Here is a 21,258-nt window from a genome sequence, read left to right on the forward strand (position 1 = left end):
TGGTTGGAATGAGGAGGATAATTATGGTTAAGAAGTCAGTGACAGTTGGATTGTTATCGGGTTTGGAGGCAAGACCGGCAGCTATGCTTGTACAGGTTGCAAGCCAGTATGCCAGCAGTATCTATCTGGAGAGGGAATCAAAGCGTGTGAATGCAAAGAGTATTATGGGAATGATGACCCTTGGACTTGCAGCCGGAGATGCTATTACGGTGGAAGCAGAGGGAGAAGATGAGGAAAAAGCAGTTTCTGAGATTGAGAAGCTTCTTGGGGCTCAATGAGCATCCTTTATATCGGGATGATAGATGAGCATAAGAGCCAGACAGATATGTGTCTGGTTCTTTTCTTTTATTCAGATTTGTGATAGACTAATGTTTGTATATACATAGAAAGCAGATGAAAAAAGGAGAATGAACCAATGGCATTTACACATTTACACGTCCATACGGAATACAGTCTTTTGGACGGCTCCTCTAAGATCGGGGAGCTTACGGCCCGGGCCCGGGAGCTGGGAATGGACAGCATGGCCATAACGGATCATGGTGTAATGTATGGTGTGATAGACTTTTATAAAGCTGCGAAGGCGGTGGGTATTAAGCCTATCTTAGGCTGCGAGGTCTACGTGGCCCCTGGTTCCCGGTTTGACCGTGAAAGTGTAAATGGGGAGGGAAGATATTACCATTTGGTTCTTCTGGCTGAGAACAACCAGGGCTACCAGAATTTGATGAAGATCGTATCCAGAGGCTTTGTAGACGGCTTCTATTATAAACCCAGAGTGGATTATGAGATCCTTGCCCGGTATCATGAGGGGATTATTGCTTTAAGCGCCTGCCTGGCGGGAGAGGTGCAGCGGTATCTCAGCAGAAATATGTATGAGGAGGCGGTTCGAGCTGCAAAGCGGTACGTGGATATCTTCGGAAGGGAGAATTTTTTTCTGGAGCTTCAGGATCACGGATTGCCGGCCCAAAGACAAGTGAATCAGGAGCTGATGCGCATGAGCCGGGAAACAGGCCTGGAGCTGGTAGTTACCAACGATATTCACTATACCTTTGCGGAGGATGAGAAGCCACATGACGTCCTCCTGTGTATTCAGACTGGTAAAAAAGTGGCAGATACAGACAGGATGCGCTATGAGGGAGGCCAGTATTACTGCAAATCTGAAGAAGAGATGCGCGCTCTTTTTCCCTATGCGCCCCAGGCCGTCGAAAATACCCATAAAATAGCAGAGCGCTGCAACGTGGAGATCGAGTTTGGAGTTACAAAGCTTCCTAAATATGCAGTGCCTGCAGGCTTTGATTCCTGGAGCTACTTAAACCACCTGTGCAGAGCGGGATTTAAAACCCGTTATCCAGAGGACGATGGAACCTTACTGAAGCGTCTTGAATATGAGCTGGATGTTATCAAAAACATGGGCTATGTGGACTACTTCCTGATTGTGTGGGATTTTATCAATTATGCCCGATCTAAGGATATAATCGTAGGACCAGGGAGGGGATCTGCTGCCGGAAGCGTGGTATCCTATACACTGGGAATTACCAATATCGATCCCATGCGCTACAATCTTCTGTTTGAGCGGTTTTTGAATCCAGAACGTGTGTCTATGCCGGATATTGACATTGATTTCTGCTATGAGCGCCGCCAGGAGGTGATTGACTACGTAGTGGAAAAATACGGCAAGGATCAGGTGGTGCAGATTATCACCTTTGGTACTTTGGCCGCAAGAGGCGTAGTCCGGGATGTGGGGAGGGTGCTGGATCTTCCCTACGCCCTCTGCGATACCATAGCGAAGATGATTCCGGCTGAACTGAATATGACCCTGGACAAGGCTCTTATGCTGAATCCGGATTTGAAAAAGGCCTATCATGAGGATGAGCAGGTAAAAGATTTGATTGATCTGTCAAGGCGTCTGGAGGGACTGCCAAGGCATGCCTCCATTCATGCGGCAGGTGTGGTGATCGGCAGCCGTTCCATTGACGAATTCGTTCCCCTTTCCAAAAATGCGGACGGAACCATCACGACCCAGTTTACCATGACAACCATTGAGGAATTAGGGCTTTTAAAAATGGACTTTCTCGGGCTTAGAACCCTGACGGTCATTCAGAATGCGGTACGGCTTGTGGAAAAGGATTTTGGTATTTCTATTGACATAGACCAGATTGATTTTAATGACAGGAAGGTGCTGGACTCGATTGGAACCGGAAGGACAGAGGGAGTGTTCCAGCTGGAAAGCGCGGGAATGAAGAGCTTCATGAAGGAGCTTAAGCCTGAAAACCTGGAGGATATTATCGCAGGCATTTCCCTGTACCGTCCCGGCCCTATGGACTTTATACCCAAATATCTGAAGGGTAAGAATGATAAGGTGGCTATAACCTATGATTGCCCGCAGCTGGAGCATATCTTAAGCCCCACCTACGGCTGTATCGTCTACCAGGAGCAGGTGATGCAGATCGTCCGTGATTTGGCCGGCTATACCATGGGCAGAAGCGATCTGGTGCGCCGGGCCATGAGCAAGAAGAAAACAGAGGTGATGGAGAAGGAACGGAAAAACTTCGTTTATGGAAATACAGAGGAAGGGGTTATAGGCTGTGTGAACAATGGCATTGATGAGAAGATGGCAAATCATATCTATGACGAGATGATCGATTTTGCAAAATATGCCTTTAATAAGTCTCATGCGGCTGCCTATGCGGTGGTTTCTTATCAGACGGCCTATTTAAAATACTACTATCCTTTAGAGTTTATGGCAGCGCTTATGACCTCTGTCATGGAAAATGTGCGGAAGTTTTCCGAGTACATTCTGACCTGCCGCCGGATGATGAATATTACGGTTCTGCCTCCTGACATCAACGAGGGAGAGAGCGGCTTTTCTGTATCTGGAAATGCTATCCGTTACGGACTTTCCGCCATTAAGAGTGTGGGAAAGCCGGTTATAGATGAGATCCTTGGAGAGCGGCATCGGAACGGCCCTTTCCGCTCCATGGAGGATTTTGTGAAGCGGATGACTATGAAGGAAGTGAATAAGCGGACGCTGGAGAGCTTTATCAAATCAGGCGCTCTGGACACCCTGCCGGGAACCAGAAAGCAGAAAATGGCTGTGGGGCCTCTTATGCTGGAGGCAAGGGCAAAAAACTATAAAACGATGGTGGAAGGGCAGATGAGTCTCTTTGATATAGCAGGAGAGGAAGAGAGAGAGGAATATCAAATTACATTTCCTGATGTAGGGGAATACTCAAAGGATGAGCTTCTGGCCTTTGAAAAGGAGATACTGGGCGTCTATATCAGTGGTCATCCTCTGGAGGACTATGAGGAAAGCTGGAGGAAGAATATAACGGCTACCTCAGCAGAATTTGTGGTGGATGAGGAGACGGAAAAAGCAGATGTGAAGGACGGCGATCGGGTGACTATTGGAGGAATGATAGCAGGAAAAACGGTAAAGACCACCCGCAGCAACCAGATGATGGCCTTTATCCAGCTGGAGGATTTAGTAGGTTCTGTAGAGGTACTGCTCTTCCCGAAGATTTATGAGGCCAACCGGGAACTTTTGACAGAGGACGCAAAGCTTTTCGTGCAGGGGAGAGTCTCATTGGGAGATGAGCCGGTAGGAAAGCTGGTAGGAGAAAGGATAATCCCCTTTGACAGCATACCAAAGGAGCTGTGGATTCAGTATCCTGACAAGGAAAGCTATCAGGCCGGGGAGCAGCGGCTCATAGCTGCCTTAAAGACCAGTGAGGGCAGGGATCAGGTGATCATTTACCTTCAGAAAGAACGGGCCAAAAAGTCACTTCCTCCAGCCTGGTGTGTAAATGCTTCCAAAGCTCTTATAAGTGAGCTGGTAGTATTGCTTGGTGAAAAAAATGTCAAACTGGTAGAAAAAGGGTTGAAAACCTGAGTGAAATGCATTAGAATAGCGTTGTGCATAATAACGAGAGAAAGAGAGCGAGGTAAATTGCTATGGCAAAGGCAGTGAAAACCATTGGAGTACTCACAAGCGGCGGCGATGCGCCGGGAATGAACGCGGCCATCCGTTCTGTTGTGCGTGTCGCAATCAATAAGGGACTTAAGGTAAAGGGAATCATGCGCGGATACGCAGGCCTTTTGGAGGAAGAGATCGTAGATATGGAAACCACCAGCGTTTCTGAGATTATTAACCGTGGAGGAACGATTCTCTATACAGCCAGATGCAAGGAATTTACTACGCTACAAGGGCAGCAGAAGGGCGCCGATATATGCCGCAAGCACGGAATTGACGGCATAGTGGTAATCGGAGGCGACGGTTCCTTCTGCGGAGCAGGGAAGCTGTCTGCTCTGGGAATTAACACCATTGGACTTCCCGGAACCATCGATCTGGATATTGCCTGTACGGATTACACCATCGGCTTTGACACGGCTGTGAATACAGCTATGGAGGCAATAGACAAAATCAGAGATACATCCACCTCACACGAGCGATGCAGCATCGTGGAAGTTATGGGACGCAATGCCGGCTATATCGCTTTGTGGTGCGGTATTGCCAACGGAGCGGAGGATATTCTTCTGCCGGAGCGGTATGACGGAGATGAGCAGGCCCTCATTAATCGGATCATTGATAACCGCAAGCGGGGCAAGAAGCATAATATTATCATAAACGCGGAGGGAATCGGACATTCCAGCTCCATGGCAAAGAGAATTGAGGCAGCCACTGGTATAGAGACAAGAGCAACCATTCTGGGCCATATGCAAAGAGGCGGTACGCCTACCTGCAAGGACAGAGTGTACGCCTCCATTATGGGAGCGATTGCAGCGGAGCTTTTGGCAGATGGAAGGAGCAACCGTCTGGTGGCCTATAAGCACGGTGAATTTGTGGATTATGATATTCAGGAGGCCTTGAATATGAAGAAGGATATTCCTGAGGATCAGTATGAGATTGCAAAAATGCTGGTTCGGTAATAGGTATAAAATCAAGCTTGGATTGTATAATAGATAGAGAGAAGTCCGCCGCCTAAAAGGATCATCCTCCAGGCAGCGGACTTTTGCGGAGAGATATGATGATGGATACCAAGGTGCTTTGCGGAGCCAATTCCTATGAACAGAAGTACTACTTTAATCAGGAGTTTGATTCCCTTCCCCAGACAATAAAGGATGAACTTCATATTATGTGCGTTCTTTATACTGAGGATGTGGGAGGAATCCTGACCATGGAGTTTGGGGAGGATGGACAGTTGGAATTTAAGGTGACGGCTCCGGAAGAGGACTACCTCTTTGATGAGATTGGAAGCGTTCTGAAGATTAAGCAGTACCAGGAGGAGAAGCGGGAGCTTTTGGAGGCTTTGGAGCTTTATTACCGGACCTTTTTCCTGGGAGAGGATATAGGGATAGGGGATATGGAATAGATGAAACTTAGAATCGGAAATACTGCTCTTGACAATCGTGTAATTCTTGGACCCATGGCAGGAGTGACGGACCTGCCATTTCGTTTGCTCTGCAGGGAACAGGGCTGCGGGATGGCAGTGACAGAGATGGTAAGCGCAAAGGCAATTCTCTATCATAATAAAAATACAAACGAACTGCTGGCTGTAGATTCCCAAGAGGGGCCGGTGTCTGTTCAGCTGTTCGGCTCTGATCCGGAGATTATGGCGGAGATAGCAGTTAGGCTTGAGGAGGGGCCTTATGCTTGCATTGATGTGAATATGGGCTGTCCCGTGCCTAAGATAGTAAACAACGGCGAAGGATCTTCCCTCATGAGAAATCCTAAATTAGCAGAAAAAATACTTTCCGCTATGGTAAGGGCAGTGAAAAAGCCGGTAACGGTAAAGTTCCGCAAGGGCTTTAACGAGGACTGTGTCAATGCGGTGGAGTTCGCGAAAATGGCAGAGAGCTGCGGTGTATCTATGGTGGCTGTCCATGGAAGAACCAGAGAGCAGTATTACTCCGGGAAAGCGGACTGGAATATTATCCGCCAGGTGAAGGCAGCAGTGAAGATTCCTGTTATAGGGAACGGGGATATTTTCACACCGGAGGATGCCGGACGTATGATAGAGGAGACGGGATGCGACGGCGTAATGGTTGCCAGAGGAGCCAAGGGGAATCCTTGGATTTTTAAAAGGATTAACCGTTACCTGGAGACAGGGGAGGTGATGCCCAATCCGGGGATGGAAGAAATCAGGGACATGATACTGCGCCACGGGAAGATGCTGGCGGAGTACAAAGGAGAGCTGACAGCCATGAGGGAAATGCGGGGGCATATGGCTTGGTATACCAAGGGAATGCCTGGCTCTGCCGCATTGAGAAACGCAATTAACCAGGTGGAGACATTTGAGGGACTGGCTGCTTTGATAGAGGAAAGAATCAGAGAAGCGGGTTCTAAGAAAGCCCTTTAAAATTGGGAAACCGTTCTTGACAAGGGGCATATTTTCTTATATAATACACTGAATGCGTGAGGATTGAAAAAAAGCAGTATAATTTAACAGGATAGAAGGAAGGAAACGGGTAAGATGGCAGATAAGAAACATATTTTAACCTATGCCGGTCTGAAGCAGTATGAGGATGAGCTGCAAAATCTGAAGGTTGTAAAGAGGAAAGAGGTTGCGCAAAAGATCAAGGAAGCAAGAGAGCAGGGGGATCTGTCAGAGAATGCTGAGTACGACGCCGCTAAGGATGAGCAGAGAGATATAGAGCTTCGCATTGAGGAGCTGGAGAAGCTTCTTAAAAATGCGGAGGTCGTGGTCGAGGACGAGATCGATCTGGATAAGATTAACATTGGATGTAAGGTAAAGCTTCTGGATGTGGAGTATAATGAAGAAATGGAATTCTATATTGTAGGGTCTACAGAGGCCAATAGCCTTCAGAATAAAATTTCCAACGAGTCTCCGGTAGGACGCGCCCTAATGGGACGCGTAGTAGGCGACAGTGTAGATGTAGAGACACAGGCAGGCAATATTCAGTATAAAGTGCTGGAGATTCAGAGAGTGTCATAGATTGAGACGGTATCATTTAACGCTGAAGAGGTAAAGAGAAACGCAAAGGAGTGCGAAACGTGGGAGAGCAAAAGCGGCAAAATCAAGCGGAACAGGATATAAATCATGTGCTGAAGGCACGCCGGGATAAGCTGGCAGAGCTTCAGGAGGCCGGGAAAGATCCCTTTCAGATTACAAAATATGATGTAACTGCTCATAGCCTGGATATTAAGGAGAATTATGAGCAGTGGGAAGGAAAGGATGCAGCCGTTGCCGGCCGTATGATGTTTAAGCGTGTGATGGGCAAGGCTTCCTTCTGCAATATTCAGGATCTGAAGGGCAATATTCAGGTATATGTGGCCAGAGACAGCATTGGGGAGGAGCCCTACAAGGAATTTAAAAAAATGGATATCGGCGATATCGTCGGGATCAAAGGAAAGGCATTTACGACCAAGACTGGAGAGATTTCCATTCATGCAGACGAGGTGACTCTGCTTACAAAGAGTCTTCAGGTTCTTCCTGAGAAGTTCCACGGCTTGACTGATACAGATATCCGTTACAGGCAGCGATATGTGGATCTGATTATGAATCCTGAGGTAAGAGATACATTTATCAAACGCTCTCAGATTATTCGTGAAATCAGAAATCATCTGGATGCTCAGGGATTCATGGAGGTAGAAACCCCCATGCTGGTATCCAATGCGGGAGGCGCTGCAGCCAGGCCTTTCGAGACCCATTACAATGCGTTAGATGAGGATGTAAAGCTGCGTATTTCTCTCGAGCTGTACCTGAAAAGGCTGATTGTAGGCGGATTAGAGAGAGTTTATGAGATTGGCCGTGTATTCCGCAATGAGGGTGTGGATACAAGACATAATCCAGAGTTTACGCTTCTGGAGCTATATCAGGCATTTACAGATTATCATGGCATGATGGACTTAGTTGAAAATCTGTTCCGCCAGGTGGCTAAAAAGGTTCTGGGAACGGCTGTCATTTCTTATAATGGAGTGAAGATTGATCTGGAGAAGCCTTTTGAGCGTATATCAATGGTAGAGGCTTTGAAGAAATATAAGGGAATTGATTTTACAAAGATAAAGACTGATGAGGAGGCCAAGGCTTTAGCTGATCAATATGAGGTTCAGTATGAGGCACACCATAAGAAGGGCGATATTCTGAGCCTGCTCTTTGAGGAGTTTGTAGAGGAGAATCTGGTACAGCCTACCTTTATTATCGATCACCCGGTAGAGATATCTCCTCTGACTAAGAGAAAGCCGGAGAATCCGGATTATACGGAGCGCTTTGAGCTGTTTATCACCTGTCGCGAAATGGCAAACGCTTACTCAGAGTTAAACGATCCAATCGATCAGAGAGCCCGCTTTGAGGCGCAGGAGATGCTGGCTGCTGCAGGAGATGAGGAAGCGAATCATACAGATGAGGATTTCCTGAATGCCCTTATGATTGGTATGCCTCCTACGGGCGGTATTGGTATTGGTATTGACAGATTTGTGATGCTGCTTACAGATTCTTATGCGATTCGGGACGTGCTGTTGTTCCCGACGATGAAGTCCCTGGATGGTGTAAATAAGAAAAATGATGTAAAAAAATCAGCTTCCGAAGCACCTGAAAAAAGTGTGGAAGAAGCACCGGAAAAGATTGATTTCTCCAATGTGAAGATTGAGCCAATCTTTGAAGAAATGGTTGATTTCGATACATTTGCGAAGTCTGATTTCAGAGCAGTTAAGATTTTGGCTTGCGAAGCAGTACCGAAGTCTAAGAAGCTTCTTAAGTTTACATTAGATGACGGCGAACGCAAAGATCGTATGATTTTAAGCGGTATTCAGGAGTATTACGAGCCGGAAGAACTTGTTGGAAAGACAGCAATCGCTATCGTAAATCTTCCGCCGAGAAAGATGATGGGCATTGACTCCGAGGGTATGCTGATTTCAGCCGTACACGAGGAAGATGGTCGTGAAGGACTCAATCTTTTAATGGTTGATAACCATATTCCGGCAGGTGCGAAGCTCTACTAAGATGAGAAAATGAGCCTTGCGGCGGTGTGCGCTTGAGAACACCGGCATAAGGAGAAAAAGACAGGTCTACGGCAGTCGACGTGATGTAAGGATGTACCGTTTTACCCGGCAAAACGGGATGTGCTTCATTTGATGAATTTCAGAAAAAACAGCGATTTACATCAAACTTACATCATTTAATGTAGCATTCGGTGCAGAGCGAAAAAATCACATAATTAGCAGAATGAATGGGCAGTTCCCTATGGGACTGTCCATTTTTAGAAAGAGAAATATAATACGAATTTGATAGAGGTAAATTAGAAATGGAATGTATTGAAATAAATCCTATTGATAAAAAACAAGAAATGTGAAAACGGAACTGTGTATACCGTAGAGGGAAACTCCGGAGATGCTTGCAGAACAAGAACGTGTTCTGTTGGAAGTTCTGTTATTTATGGATATGGTATTCCGGCATATTAAAAAGATGGCTGCTTGTTGGAGCGGCCATCGGGTACATTTGAGGGGAATATCTTTCCCGATTTGAACAGAAATGGTATAAGGTGTTAATTATAAACGACACCTTGGCTTTTCAGTAGGATAAAGTTTACTCTATTTATTGAAAATTCAACATTTATCATATATAATGTTATATGAGAAAGTGTAACTGTAAAATTCAGCTTAAAAAGCAAAGGGAGCGTTGCATATGAGAATAAGTTATAACAAACTTCAAAAGTTGATGATAGATAATCAAATGAAAAGAGCAGATTTAATGAGAGCCGCTGAGATTACCACATATGCGGCGACAAAGATAAACAAGAACGAGCCTATTTCTCTTGATATTCTAATGCGGATATGCAAAGTGTTCCATTGTGACATCGGAGATATATGCGAAGTCATATTAGATGAATGATTTGTGGAGGTTTCAAAATGGCAGAAGGTAGAAAACGAAATATGTTTAATGAGGCAACTCGTGTTCAAATGCCTGCACTTGTTCATCTTACAAGGCTTGGCTATAAGTATATCGGAAAAATTACGGAAGATTTAGCCGGCACTGTCTATGACCCGGATACCAATATTCTTATTGATGTGTTTAAGAAGCAATTTGCAAAATTGAACCCTGAACACGAAGGAGAAGCTGAACAGGTATTGAGAGGTATTAGACAGGAACTCGATAACGATGATTTGGGGAGAAGGTTTTATAATCGCTTAACGACTGTATCTCCGGTTCGTCTTGTTGACTTTGAAAACCTGAAAAATAATACATATCATTTTACCGCAGAATTTACCTGCAAGCGTGACCAAGATGAATTCAGACCGGATATAACGCTGTTTATCAATGGACTTCCGCTGGTTTTTATCGAGGTGAAAAAGCCTAATAATCACGGCGGTATGGTTGCAGAGAGTAAGAGAATGAATAATCAGCGTTTTCCGAACAAGAAATTTAGAAGATTTATCAACATAACGCAGTTTATGATTTTTTCTAATAATATGGAGTATGACACAATGGGAGGAATTGTGCCTATTCAGGGTGCGTTTTATTGTACTGCGGCTCGTGATTCTGCTCCGTTTAACTGTTTTAGAGAAGAAAACCCGGCTAATTTAGATGTCGCTCCATATAATGCGGAATTTCCGTATTTAGAGATTGAGCCGGAAGTTGAAAAAAGGATATTATCGGATTTCAACTGTCAGGTCATTCATACTTCTCCGGAATATCAAACCAATTTGAACTTTAACACTCCAACAAATAGAATTATTACCTCAATGTGTAGTCCGGAAAGAATTTTATTTATTTTGAAATACGGAATTACCTACGTTCGGTTGGAAAAGGAAGTTGACGGTAAGATTGAGTCAACAGACCAAAAGCATATTATGCGTTATCAGCAGATGTTCGCTGCTATGACCGTAAGACAAAAGATTGACGAAGGAATTACTTCGGGGGTTATTTGGCATACGCAAGGCAGTGGTAAAACAGCCCTTTCCTATAACTTGACCTATGTGCTTTCGGATTATTTCAGCCAGCATAACAAGGTGGCAAAGTTCTATTTTATCGTAGACAGACTTGACTTGCTCCGTCAGGCTTCTGATGAATTTGAAGCTCGTGGCTTAGAGGTTAAGACTGCAAACTCTCGTGCTGAGTTAATGGAACAATTCAGAAATAATCAAGCACTTGAAGGACATAGCGGAAAGCCGGAGATTACGGTTGTTAATATTCAGAGATTTGCTGAGGATAAAGAGAAAATCAATTTGCCTGAATACGCAACTAATCTGCAACGAGTGTTTATCATTGATGAAGCTCATCGAGGTTATAAGCCGGAAGGTTCATTCTTGGCAAATTTACTTGATGCCGACAAGAATGCCATCAAGATTGCGTTGACCGGGACTCCCCTTTTGAAAGAGGAAAGGGAGTCTTGGAGAATATTCGGAAATTACCTGCACACTTATTATTATGATAAGTCAATCCTTGACGGATATACGCTGAAGATTATCCGTGAGGATATTGAAACGCAATATAAAGAAAAACTGTCTGAGATTTATGAGAAGTTGGAAACATTAGTTGAGAAAAAAGATGTCAAAAAAAATCAGATAGTGGAACACGATAATTATGTGAAAGAACTGCTGAGATATATTATTACAGACCTGAAGAAATTTAGACAAATTCAAGGAGATAATACGCTCGGCGGTATGGTGATTTGCGAAACAAGCGAACAAGCAAGAAAACTATTTTCTTACTTTGACGAAATCCAAAATGAGTTAAACAAAGAGGCTTCCACCAAAACACATTTGAAAGCCGGTCTTATTCTTTACGATAGCGATGATAAAGAAACAAGAGATAGCATTGTAAACAATTTCAAGAAAAATATGACGGTTGATATTCTGATAGTTTTCAATATGCTGTTGACCGGATTTGACGCACCAAGGCTTAAACGTTTGTATTTTGGCCGTAAGCTGAAAGACCATAATCTCTTGCAGGCAATTACAAGAGTTAATAGACCATATAAAGATAATAAATATGGATTTGTTATCGACTTTGCAGATATTAAAAAGAATTTCGATGAAACAAATGCAGCATATCTGCAAGAGTTGAATAGGTTTAATGACCCGAATGAAGTGGGAAAAGGCAATGAGACCGATACATTTAAGCAGGTTATCGAAGACCCGGAAACTCTTATTTCGCAAATGCAGGAAGTGCAGCAAGTTCTTTTCAATTACTCCACCGATAATGCCGAGATTTTCAGCTCGGAGATTTCGACGATTGAGGATAAGCAGGAGTTGTTGAGATTAAAGAAAGTCCTTGTGGCGGCTCGTGATTGCTGTAATCTTGTCAGGACATTTGGTGATGAAGCGCTGAAAGAAACTTTCGCTAAAATGGAGTTAACCAAATTGCCTATGCTTATTTCCGAAGTTCAGCACCACATAGACAACATCAATCAAAAAGAGATGTTCGCAAGTGATGATGCTACAAAACTTCTTGTGAATGAGGCAATGGAAGATATTACATTCAATTTCAGTAAGATTAGCGAAGAAGAATTGAAACTGGTTGGCGGTAAAGACGCTGTAACGGAGAAATACAGGAGAACAGTCAGAGCATTTACAGAAAATATCGACCCTGACGACCCTGAGTATATCACGCTTCAGGAAGCATTTATGCAGCGTTTTAAGGAACACGGATTTACGCCTAAGAGCATTACGGAAATTGAGGAACAGGGCAAAGAGTTAGATGAAATCATCAAAAAACTCAATGAATTACAGAAAAAGAACGTGGTGCTTCTCAGAAAATATAACGGTGACGCAAAATTTGCACGAGTACACAAGCGTATTCGTGAAGAAAATGCAATCCGTAAAACAGAGAACAGACAACCTCTTGTGTCGGACTTTGATGTTTCTATTATGAAGGTGCTTTTGTCTATCAAGTCAGATATAGACCAAAAAGTTTATGATAAGAATGACATCTTAAAGAAAGACGCATATTTTGAACAAACGGTGATGACGCAGATAAAAGAAGGTATGGACAAATTAGGAATTGCAAATGTCCGAGAGGATAGAAAATTCATTCAAAGTCGAATTACAAAACAATACCTTAACCAGTATAACGAAACATACAATGTCGCCTAAAGGAGAACCTGATGAATATAAAAGAAAAAACAGTAGCTTTAATTGACTCTCTAAAAGCAACTTGTCAGACATACGGAATGGGAAATGACGGTAACGAGTATAAGATTATTACCCAAGTGTTCCTTTACAAATTCCTGAATGATAAGTTCGGATATGAAGTAAAAAAACTAAGTGCTAAACTTCGGGACGCAGAAAAATGGGAGCTTGTATATGCTGAAATGTCGGAAGAAGATGTTTTTGATATTTTTGATGGACTATCCCCTGAAGTTCCTCGATTATATCCGGAACATCTTATTGCTAATCTTTGGAATCAGCAAGCAAAAGGTGATTTTGATTTGATATTTGATAGCACAATGACGGATATTGCCGATAAGAATATGGATATATTCTCGACGCAGACGACACAAAACACTAAAATTCCTTTGTTTGAAAAACTGACGCAATATGTAACTGATGATGCGGCAAGAGCGCCGTTTGCAAGAGCGTTGGTTGATAAGTTGGTAAACTTTTCTTTTGAAGAAGCGTTTGTAGAGCATTATGACTTCTTTGCAACGATTTTTGAGTATTTGATTAAGGATTACAATACTGCCGGCGGCGGTAAATATGCAGAGTATTATACTCCTCATTCCATTGCCACGATTATGGCTCGTCTGCTTGTGGGTAATGACAGCGATTTACATAGTATAGAGTGTTACGACCCTTCCGCCGGAACAGGAACTCTCTTGATGGCGTTGGGACATCAAATCGGCGAAGATAAGTGTACCATTTTTGCACAGGATATATCTCAGCGAAGTAACAAAATGCTGAAATTGAATTTGATTTTGAACGGCTTGGTATCTTCTCTTGACCACGCTATTCAAGGTGATACATTGGTATCTCCTTATCATAAATCAGATAGTGGACAGGGACTTAGACAATTCGATTATGTGGTATCCAATCCTCCGTTCAAAATGGACTTCTCGGATACGAGAGAAAAGATTGCGGCAATGCCTGCGAGATTTTGGGCTGGAGTGCCGAAAGTACCTGCAAAGAAAAAAGAAAGTATGGCGATATACACACTTTTCATTCAGCACGTGCTTAATTCTTTGAAGCAAAAAGGTAAAGGGGCAATCGTTGTGCCGACCGGATTTGTAACATCAAAAACCGGTGTGGAAAAGAAGATTTTACAGCACATTGTAGATGAACATATCGTTTACGGCTGTATCAGTATGCCTTCAAATGTATTTGCTAATACCGGAACGAATGTGTCGGTGCTGTTCTTTGATAATTCAAAGCAGACAGATAAGGTCGTTCTGATTGACGCCTCCAAGCTCGGCGAAGAATACAAAGAAGGTAACAATCAGAAACGCAGACTTCGTGACTTTGAAATTGATAAAATTGTTGATACATTTTTGAATAAAGAAGTCGTAGATGATTTCTCAGTTGCGGTTACTTATGATGAAATCAAAGAGAAAAAATATTCTCTTTCCGCAGGGCAGTATTTCGATGTCAAAATTGAATATGTCGAGTTATCGCAGGACGAGTTTATTGCTCGTATGAGTGCTTATGCAGAGAAATTGCAGGAGTATTTCACAGAGGGTGATAAACTGAAAATAGAAATTATGGAACAGTTAAAGAAGGTAAAATATGAGTAGATATAAATTAGGAGATATATCAGAGATACAATCTGGACCATTTGGCACACAACTTCATAAAGACGAGTATGTTTCTGAAGGAATACCTATGTTAAATTCTAAAAATATAGGCAACGGAGTGATAGTCGAAGATTCTCTTGATTTTGTGCCTGAGTCTGTTTGTGCAAGACTGCCTAGATATATTCTAAAAGAAGGCGATATTTTATTTGGACGAGCAGGAACAATAGAAAGACATACATATGTTGATAGTAAATACGACGGTTGTTTTCAAGGCACAAATTGCATTAGGATTAGATGTAAAAATAAGCAAAAATCGCTATATATTTCATATTACTTATGGTTAAGTGAATTGAAAGTGAAAATAGAAAATGTTGCGGGAGGTTCCATTCAATCATATATAACAACGGATTTGTTAAAAGATATAGAAATTGAAATACCCGATGATTATGAAAAACAAGCAAATTTTTTTCTCCTGATAGATGAAAAAATACGTAATAATAATCAAATAAACGATAATTTAGCGGCTTAGTCCTCAATGGTGGCTTGACCGTTCATAAGCATTGGAAGAAGCCAGTCACGGAGTTTAACAAGTTCTTGATTTTCACAAATATTTTTACTGATTTGTGAATATATAAGTTGTGTTACTTCGTGATAAGCCTGTAATATGTTTGCGTCGGGAATGATAATATGCACACCTGCTAAGTCATCATTATTAACAGCTTCCTGAGTAGCTCCATGAGCAAGCATATCTTTGTGGACTTCAAAGTATGGGTTAGCGATATATGAAGCAATATACTCAAAACTATTTTCCTCACATTGTAATCCACAAAATCCTGTTGAAAGAATAGAACTTGATATAACAGATTGCATTTCTTTGTTGAGGTAAAGATGTTTGATACTATTCTTCATCTTGGCGAACCATACTGAGTTTACACTTGGCTGCATATTGGCACGACTTTCTCTGCCTTCATAGTCGATAATCGTTCCAGTTGAAATTGAAGTACCTTTAACATCAGCCGTTGCCAAATATGTTTTCGTATCAAACATTTCTACTCCCGGCTTAATAACGGAAGAAAGACAGTTTGATATAACTGATTGGACTTTCCAATCATTGGGAATGTTACGCTTTAGAATATCATTCCACACCATTTTACCGCCTGATGAACGATAAGGTCTGCCGTTTTTGTCGGGGAAGTCAAATTGAGTAAACCAATAATCATATAACACCCTGAGTTGCTGCTCTAAATTATCGTTTACAATAGCACTGTTTAGAAGAAGGGAGAATTTATGAAATTCGGAATGAGAACGCCAAGCCTTAAGAAATCTATCAAGGCAAGAACAACCGGAAGGGCAAAAAGAGCTGTAAAAAAAGCGGTTATTCCCGGCTACGGAAAGAAAGGTGTCGGCTGGATTAAAAATCCTAAGAAAGCGGCATATAACAAAGTTTACAAAAAGACTTCATTCAGTATTTTTGATTTGGTCAAGTGATTTTTGCTTGCAATGATAAATATATACCCTCTACCAACGGCGGAGGAAGCAAAGGGACTGCCGTTGCAAGTCGTTCTCTAAGATAAATTCAAAGGAGAATAGACTGTGAAACAAGATTTAATCAAAGATGTTGTTCAGGGAATGTTACCATACTTGAACAATGCACAAAGTGAAAAGTTGCAAGAAGTTTTGACTTATGTTCTTGCAGAGTATGAGGTAACGGAAAATCAAAATAAAGAGAATAACTCGGAGCAGAATTTTGTAGAGCTGTTCCTATCGGCAAAGCGTATAGAGGGCTGTTCCGAGAAATCTCTTAAATATTATAAAGCAACTATTGAAACAATGCTTTGTGACCTTCAAAAAGATGTTAAGCACATTGTAACTGATGACATCAGAGGATACTTAACGGCGTATCAGGAAAAGAAAAAATCGAGCAAGGTAACAATCGACAATATTCGCCGTATTTTATCAAGTTTCTTCTCTTGGCTGGATGACGAAGATTATATTTTGAAAAGTCCGGTCAGGAGGATACATAAAGTAAAGACAGGTACAAACATTAAGGAAACTTATTCCGATGAAGCATTGGAGCTTATGAGGGATAACTGCACGGAACTTCGAGATTTGGGGATGATTGATATGCTTGCTTCGACAGGTATGCGTGTCGGAGAAATGGTATTGCTGAATAAGAACGATATAGACTTTAATGAGAGAGAATGTATCGTGTTCGGTAAAGGCAGCAAGGAGCGAGTGGTCTATTTTGACGCTCGGACAAAGATACATTTGCAGAATTACTTGGATAGCAGAACGGACGATAATCCGGCGCTGTTTGTATCGCTGAAATCGCCACACGAAAGGTTGAAAATCGGCGGCGTCGAAGTTCGGCTTCGTGAGTTTGGAAAAAGATTAGGATTGCAAAAGGTACACCCGCACAAGTTCAGGCGTACACTTGCAACTATGGCAATAGATAAGGGAATGCCCATTGAGCAACTTCAACAGCTTTTGGGGCATAAAAAGATAGACACGACCTTGCAATACGCAATGGTAAAACAGAGTAATGTAAAAATGGCGCATAGAAAATTTATAGGATAAAGGAGAAAAATATGCGTAAGGTTAAACTCGGAGAAACTCTATCAGTTAAACACGGTTGGTCATTTAAGGGAGAATACTTTGCAGAAAGCGGAGAACAAAGTTTATTAACTCCGGGCAACTTTTACGAAAAAGGCGGATTTAAGCCTAATAACGGAAAAGAAAGATATTATACAGACAAATATCCGGAAGAATACTTATGCCATAAAGGTGATTTAGTAGTGGCAATGACTCAGCAAGCGGAAGGCCTTTTGGGGAGTACAGCTTTAGTTCCTGAAGATAATAAATATTTGCATAATCAGCGAATAGGACTCATCACTTGTGATGAAACACAGCTCAACAAACTATTTGCATATTATCTTTTTATGACAAAAAGTGTTAGGGAGCAATTAGAAAGAAGTGCATCAGGCACAAAAGTCAAGCATACTTCTCCGGAAAGAATATATGATGTTGAGGTTGAAATTCCCGATTTATTTTCACAAGAGAAAATAGCCAAATTACTAATGACTATTGATGGAAAAATAAGTGCTAATCTTTCGATAAACGATAATTTAGCGGCTTAGTCCTCAATGGTGGCTTGACCGTTCATAAGCATTGGAAGAAGCCAATCTCTTAGAGCAATAAGTTGCTGATTTTCCTTAAAATTAGCTGAAATAGTGTCAAACAGCGGCATTACTTGCTGATTAAATGCTTCAATTTCCGTTTCAACAGGAATATATATTGGTCTATCCTTCAGCAAAGGCTTTTGCAGATGTTTTAATCCCGTTCCTTGAAAGAATTTTTGGTCAAGCTCAGGCTGAATTGAGAGCAGAAGAAGATACAAATAGTCCGACAATTCCTTTTGGGCAGAAATACACCAAGTATCTGTTGAATAAGCTGCTTGTCCAACATAGAATTTGACATCAGCATTACCACCAGTATTAAGGAAACAGTAGCGACCATCAACAAACGGCTCTTTCCATTTCAAAATGGCTGCTCCGCTTGTGAAAAACGGAAAATCTCCATTTGAAATTTTTGCTTCTCCAACTTGAATAGATGATTTTTCTGCTTCAATGAGGACATCTTTCAGTTTGCCGTTTGGCTTTTTGGAGAAAAAAGTGTGCATATAAATATCATAAGCCATCGACGATAAATTATCGTTTAATGTAAATCCAAAGGGGTGTTTTAGTGAAAAATGCAGAAGATAAGATAGAAATAATATTAGCACAGTGGCAAACTTGTGTAGAAATGGCAAATTCCATTAGCCAACGTAGAGATACTATGAATAATATCTTTGTCACATTGAATGTAGCAATTATTGCAGCGGTTTCAATAACTTGGAATATAAAATCCTTGTTTATCCTTATCGCAGGAATTGTTGTTTGTGTTATTTGGTTGTTGTTTATTAGAAATTACAAGTTGCTCAACACTGAAAAGTTTCATGTAATAAATAGTATTGAAAAGAATTTACCAGTACAACCATTTAATGATGAGTGGGAAAAACTGAAAAATAATAAAAAATATACAGATGGTACTAAATTGGAAAAAACACTTCCGATAATGTTTATCATTTTATATATAGTTGCTGTTATTACTATTGCCATTATTAAATTTTGTTAAGGAGGAGATTATATGACTTACAACTTATTTATCAGTCACTCTTGGAATTATTCTAATGCATATAATGATTTGGTTAGATTACTTGATTCAAAACCATATTTTAACTATAAGAATTATTCAGTGCCCAAAGATGACCCTATACATAATGCACCTTACGATTATCAATTAAGAGCAGCTATCCGAAATCAAATGCAGCACGCAAGTTGCATTTTAATTCTTGCGGGTGTGTATTCAAGTTATAGCAAATGGATAAATATTGAAATTCAACTTGCACAAGAGATGGGAAAGAAAATTATTGCCATTGAGCCGTGGGCTTCTGAAAGAATATCGTTGGTTGTTAAAAGGGCTGCAAGCCAAATTGTTAAGTGGAACACCGACTCTATTGTAAAAGCAATCAGAGGATATTAAACATTGAAATCGCGTTCTGAAAAGGGCAAAGGTTTGATTGTCGATTATATCGACATTAAGAAAAACATGAATATAGCACCAAAAAAGAACACGAACTTTGAAAGTGAAGAATTTGAGGGCGTTGAGCAGTCGATAATGCTTGATGATGTTTATAAAGATGTTCTTGAACAGGCTGAAAATTTCAAGAAATACGCTAAATAGGGAGGTAAAATACGGTGCAAACAAACGATAAACCTATTACGGAACTTATGTTCGCTATAAACGAAGGAAAGACACAGCTTCCGGATTTTCAGAGAGGTTGGGTTTGGGAAGATAATAGAATACAGGCTCTTATAGCAAGTATTACAAACAACTTTCCGGTAGGAGCAGCTATGTTTTTGGAGTATGGAAATGAGAGTGTTCGCTTCAAATACAGAGTAATTGAAGGTGCGCCATCAAATGGGAATTCTCCATCCGAACTTATCCTTGATGGACAGCAAAGATTAACTTCTATCTATTCCGCACTGTTTAATTCTGCTCCGGTACATACCCGTACAGATAAAGGTAAGGAAATATACAGATATTATTATATTGATATCGAAAAGGCTCTTGACCCTGCGGGTGATAGAGAGGATGCTATCTTTTCTGTTCCTGAAAACAGAATTGTAACATCAAACTTTGGTCGAGATATAGATTTGGATTTGTCCGACCGTACAAAAGAGTTTGAAAAGAAAATGTTTCCACTTAATATCATTTTGAATTTTACGGAAGTTCAAAATTGGCAAAATCAATATTACGCGTATTGTAATTATAATCCGGAAGCAATTAAGGAATTTACTGAGTTCAATACGAAAGTTATTATGCAGACAATGCAGTATAAAATGCCCGTCATTCTTCTCGGCAAAGAAACACCGAAGGAAGCTGTATGTCAGGTGTTTGAAAATGTTAACACCGGCGGTGTATCACTGACCGTATTTGAACTTATAACTGCAATTTTTGCAATGGACGATTTTGAACTGCGAAAAGATTGGGAGGATAGGCGGGAGAAATTCTTTGCTGGTGATTTATTATCTATTATCACAGCAACAGATTTTCTTGTTGCCTGCACTTTGTTGTCAACTTATAAAAAAGGAGGAACTGTAAGTTGTAAAAAGAAGGATGTGCTAAACTTATCTCTCAGCGATTATAAGAAATATGCGGATGTTTTATCCAATGGATTTGTTGAAGCAGAGAAAATGCTTCAGGAAGAACGTATCTTTTCGAGTAGAGATTTGCCGTATTCAACTCAACTAATTCCATTGGCAGTTATTTGCACGTTGCTGAATGATGGCCACAGAATTAAAGTTACGAATATAAAAAATAAAATTAAACAATGGTATTGGTGCGGAGTGTTTGGCGAGCTGTATGGAAGTGCAAATGAAACTCGCTATGTTAATGATGTTGTAGGCATTATGGAATGGATAGAAAATGAAGTAACTGCTCCAAAAACGGTTCAGGAAGCATACTTCAATCCAACACGGCTCATCACTTTACAAACTAGACAGTCTGCTGCATATAAAGGAATAATGGCTTTGATACTAAAAAATCATTGCAAAGATTTCATTAGCGGACGAGAAATGGATTTCACTGTGTATAAGGCAGAGAACATTGATATACATCATATCTTTCCAAGAGATTATTGCGAAAAGCAGAATTATCCAAGAGAGAAATGGAACTCTATTGTGAATAAAACACCAATAACCTATTCAACGAACCGAGAAATAGGTGGTGTTGCACCGAGTAAATACTTGGAAAAGATTGAAAATAAAGGTCAGGTTAATACGCCGGCACTCGATGAATATCTGAAATCGCATTGGATTGATGTGGATAGTTGTCGAAAAGATGATTTTGATATGCATATTGTGCATAGAGCAAAAATGCTTTTGGACTCTATCGAAAAGGCTACCGGTAAATCAATTTCCGGCAGAGAAAGTGAAGATGTCATTAGGTTATTTGGAAGCAGACTTGGCTAAAGGT

At 41.3% G+C, this 21,258-nt stretch carries 20 protein-coding genes and 1 pseudogene; 19 read left to right on the forward strand and 2 right to left on the reverse strand.

Annotation, left to right across the window (positions count from 1 at the left end; genetic code table 11):
• Positions 1-23: 23 nt before the first annotated feature.
• The 12 genes and pseudogenes from FYJ39_RS13875 (at position 24) to FYJ39_RS13930 (ending at position 15,211) form a co-directional block, all read left to right on the forward strand.
• The gene (locus tag FYJ39_RS13875) at positions 24-278 is read left to right on the forward strand and encodes an HPr family phosphocarrier protein (RefSeq protein WP_154473062.1); all 255 of its coding nucleotides are present in this window, start codon (positions 24-26) and stop codon (positions 276-278) included.
• Positions 279-415: 137 nt separating this feature from the next.
• A complete protein-coding gene (locus FYJ39_RS13880) occupies positions 416-3,886 on the forward strand; it encodes a DNA polymerase III subunit alpha (RefSeq protein WP_154473063.1) in 3,471 nt (1,156 codons plus the stop codon).
• 62 nt (positions 3,887-3,948) lie between these two features.
• The gene (pfkA, locus tag FYJ39_RS13885; protein ID WP_154473064.1) at positions 3,949-4,923 is read left to right on the forward strand and encodes a 6-phosphofructokinase; all 975 of its coding nucleotides are present in this window, start codon (positions 3,949-3,951) and stop codon (positions 4,921-4,923) included.
• A 95-nt stretch (positions 4,924-5,018) separates the two neighbouring features.
• On the forward strand, positions 5,019-5,366 hold the full coding sequence (locus FYJ39_RS13890) for a DUF6145 family protein (protein WP_456236688.1): 348 nt from the start codon (positions 5,019-5,021) through the stop codon (positions 5,364-5,366).
• The gene (gene dusB / locus FYJ39_RS13895; RefSeq protein ID WP_154473065.1) at positions 5,367-6,353 is read left to right on the forward strand and encodes a tRNA dihydrouridine synthase DusB; all 987 of its coding nucleotides are present in this window, start codon (positions 5,367-5,369) and stop codon (positions 6,351-6,353) included.
• Positions 6,354-6,467: 114 nt separating this feature from the next.
• Positions 6,468-6,950 carry a transcription elongation factor GreA gene (greA, locus tag FYJ39_RS13900; protein WP_154473066.1) on the forward strand — a complete coding sequence of 161 codons (483 nt, stop codon included), beginning with the start codon at positions 6,468-6,470 and terminating at the stop codon, positions 6,948-6,950.
• A gap of 59 nt (positions 6,951-7,009) precedes the next feature.
• A complete protein-coding gene (gene lysS, locus FYJ39_RS13905) occupies positions 7,010-8,956 on the forward strand; it encodes a lysine--tRNA ligase (RefSeq protein WP_288215598.1) in 1,947 nt (648 codons plus the stop codon).
• 339 nt (positions 8,957-9,295) lie between these two features.
• Positions 9,296-9,415: pseudogene (locus FYJ39_RS21690) on the forward strand (CHAP domain-containing protein); the annotation flags it as partial.
• A gap of 223 nt (positions 9,416-9,638) precedes the next feature.
• A complete protein-coding gene (locus FYJ39_RS13915) occupies positions 9,639-9,845 on the forward strand; it encodes a helix-turn-helix domain-containing protein (protein WP_154473067.1) in 207 nt (68 codons plus the stop codon).
• 17 nt (positions 9,846-9,862) lie between these two features.
• Positions 9,863-13,048, forward strand: a complete 3,186-nt coding sequence (locus FYJ39_RS13920; RefSeq protein WP_154473068.1) for a type I restriction endonuclease subunit R — start codon at positions 9,863-9,865, stop codon at positions 13,046-13,048.
• 11 nt (positions 13,049-13,059) lie between these two features.
• Positions 13,060-14,682 (forward strand): N-6 DNA methylase, encoded by a 1,623-nt coding sequence (locus FYJ39_RS13925; protein WP_207708703.1) that lies wholly within the window; start codon positions 13,060-13,062, stop codon positions 14,680-14,682.
• The gene (locus FYJ39_RS13930; RefSeq protein WP_154473070.1) at positions 14,675-15,211 is read left to right on the forward strand and encodes a restriction endonuclease subunit S; all 537 of its coding nucleotides are present in this window, start codon (positions 14,675-14,677) and stop codon (positions 15,209-15,211) included. Before FYJ39_RS13925 ends, FYJ39_RS13930 begins: the two co-directional genes overlap by 8 nt.
• On the opposite strand, the gene FYJ39_RS20950 is transcribed toward FYJ39_RS13930, so the two are convergent.
• Positions 15,208-15,909, reverse strand: coding sequence for a restriction endonuclease subunit S domain-containing protein (locus tag FYJ39_RS20950; protein ID WP_195840440.1), 702 nt, complete (start codon positions 15,907-15,909; stop codon positions 15,208-15,210). The genes FYJ39_RS13930 and FYJ39_RS20950 overlap by 4 nt on opposite strands.
• Positions 15,910-15,969: 60 nt before the next feature.
• On the opposite strand from FYJ39_RS20950, the gene FYJ39_RS13940 reads away from it, so the two are divergent.
• The 3 genes from FYJ39_RS13940 to FYJ39_RS13950 all read left to right on the forward strand — a co-directional run bounded on the left by FYJ39_RS13940 (position 15,970) and on the right by FYJ39_RS13950 (position 17,819).
• Entirely contained in the window at positions 15,970-16,170 is a 201-nt protein-coding gene (locus FYJ39_RS13940) for a hypothetical protein (RefSeq protein WP_154473071.1), read from the forward strand.
• A 105-nt stretch (positions 16,171-16,275) separates the two neighbouring features.
• Positions 16,276-17,259 (forward strand): site-specific tyrosine recombinase/integron integrase, encoded by a 984-nt coding sequence (gene xerA / locus FYJ39_RS13945; protein WP_328597553.1) that lies wholly within the window; start codon positions 16,276-16,278, stop codon positions 17,257-17,259.
• Positions 17,260-17,270: 11 nt separating this feature from the next.
• Positions 17,271-17,819, forward strand: coding sequence for a restriction endonuclease subunit S (locus FYJ39_RS13950; protein ID WP_154473072.1), 549 nt, complete (start codon positions 17,271-17,273; stop codon positions 17,817-17,819).
• Here FYJ39_RS13950 and FYJ39_RS13955 read toward each other — a convergent pair.
• On the reverse strand, positions 17,816-18,379 hold the full coding sequence (locus FYJ39_RS13955; RefSeq protein WP_207708704.1) for a restriction endonuclease subunit S: 564 nt from the start codon (positions 18,377-18,379) through the stop codon (positions 17,816-17,818). The genes FYJ39_RS13950 and FYJ39_RS13955 overlap by 4 nt on opposite strands.
• Positions 18,380-18,423: 44 nt before the next feature.
• On the opposite strand from FYJ39_RS13955, the gene FYJ39_RS13960 reads away from it, so the two are divergent.
• From FYJ39_RS13960 to FYJ39_RS13975, 4 genes are read left to right on the forward strand one after another with little or no spacing between them, the layout of a single operon-like run.
• Positions 18,424-18,855, forward strand: coding sequence for a RipA family octameric membrane protein (locus FYJ39_RS13960; protein ID WP_154473073.1), 432 nt, complete (start codon positions 18,424-18,426; stop codon positions 18,853-18,855).
• 12 nt (positions 18,856-18,867) lie between these two features.
• Positions 18,868-19,263 carry a TIR domain-containing protein gene (locus FYJ39_RS13965; RefSeq protein ID WP_154473074.1) on the forward strand — a complete coding sequence of 132 codons (396 nt, stop codon included), beginning with the start codon at positions 18,868-18,870 and terminating at the stop codon, positions 19,261-19,263.
• Between the two features lie 33 nt (positions 19,264-19,296).
• Positions 19,297-19,464: a hypothetical protein gene (locus FYJ39_RS13970; protein WP_154473075.1), complete on the forward strand. Its 168-nt coding sequence runs from the start codon at positions 19,297-19,299 to the stop codon at positions 19,462-19,464.
• 14 nt (positions 19,465-19,478) lie between these two features.
• On the forward strand, positions 19,479-21,254 hold the full coding sequence (locus tag FYJ39_RS13975) for a GmrSD restriction endonuclease domain-containing protein (RefSeq protein ID WP_328597554.1): 1,776 nt from the start codon (positions 19,479-19,481) through the stop codon (positions 21,252-21,254).
• Positions 21,255-21,258 lie beyond the last annotated feature (4 nt).

Source organism: Clostridium porci (genome assembly GCF_009696375.1).
GTDB lineage: Bacteria > Bacillota > Clostridia > Lachnospirales > Lachnospiraceae > Enterocloster > Enterocloster porci.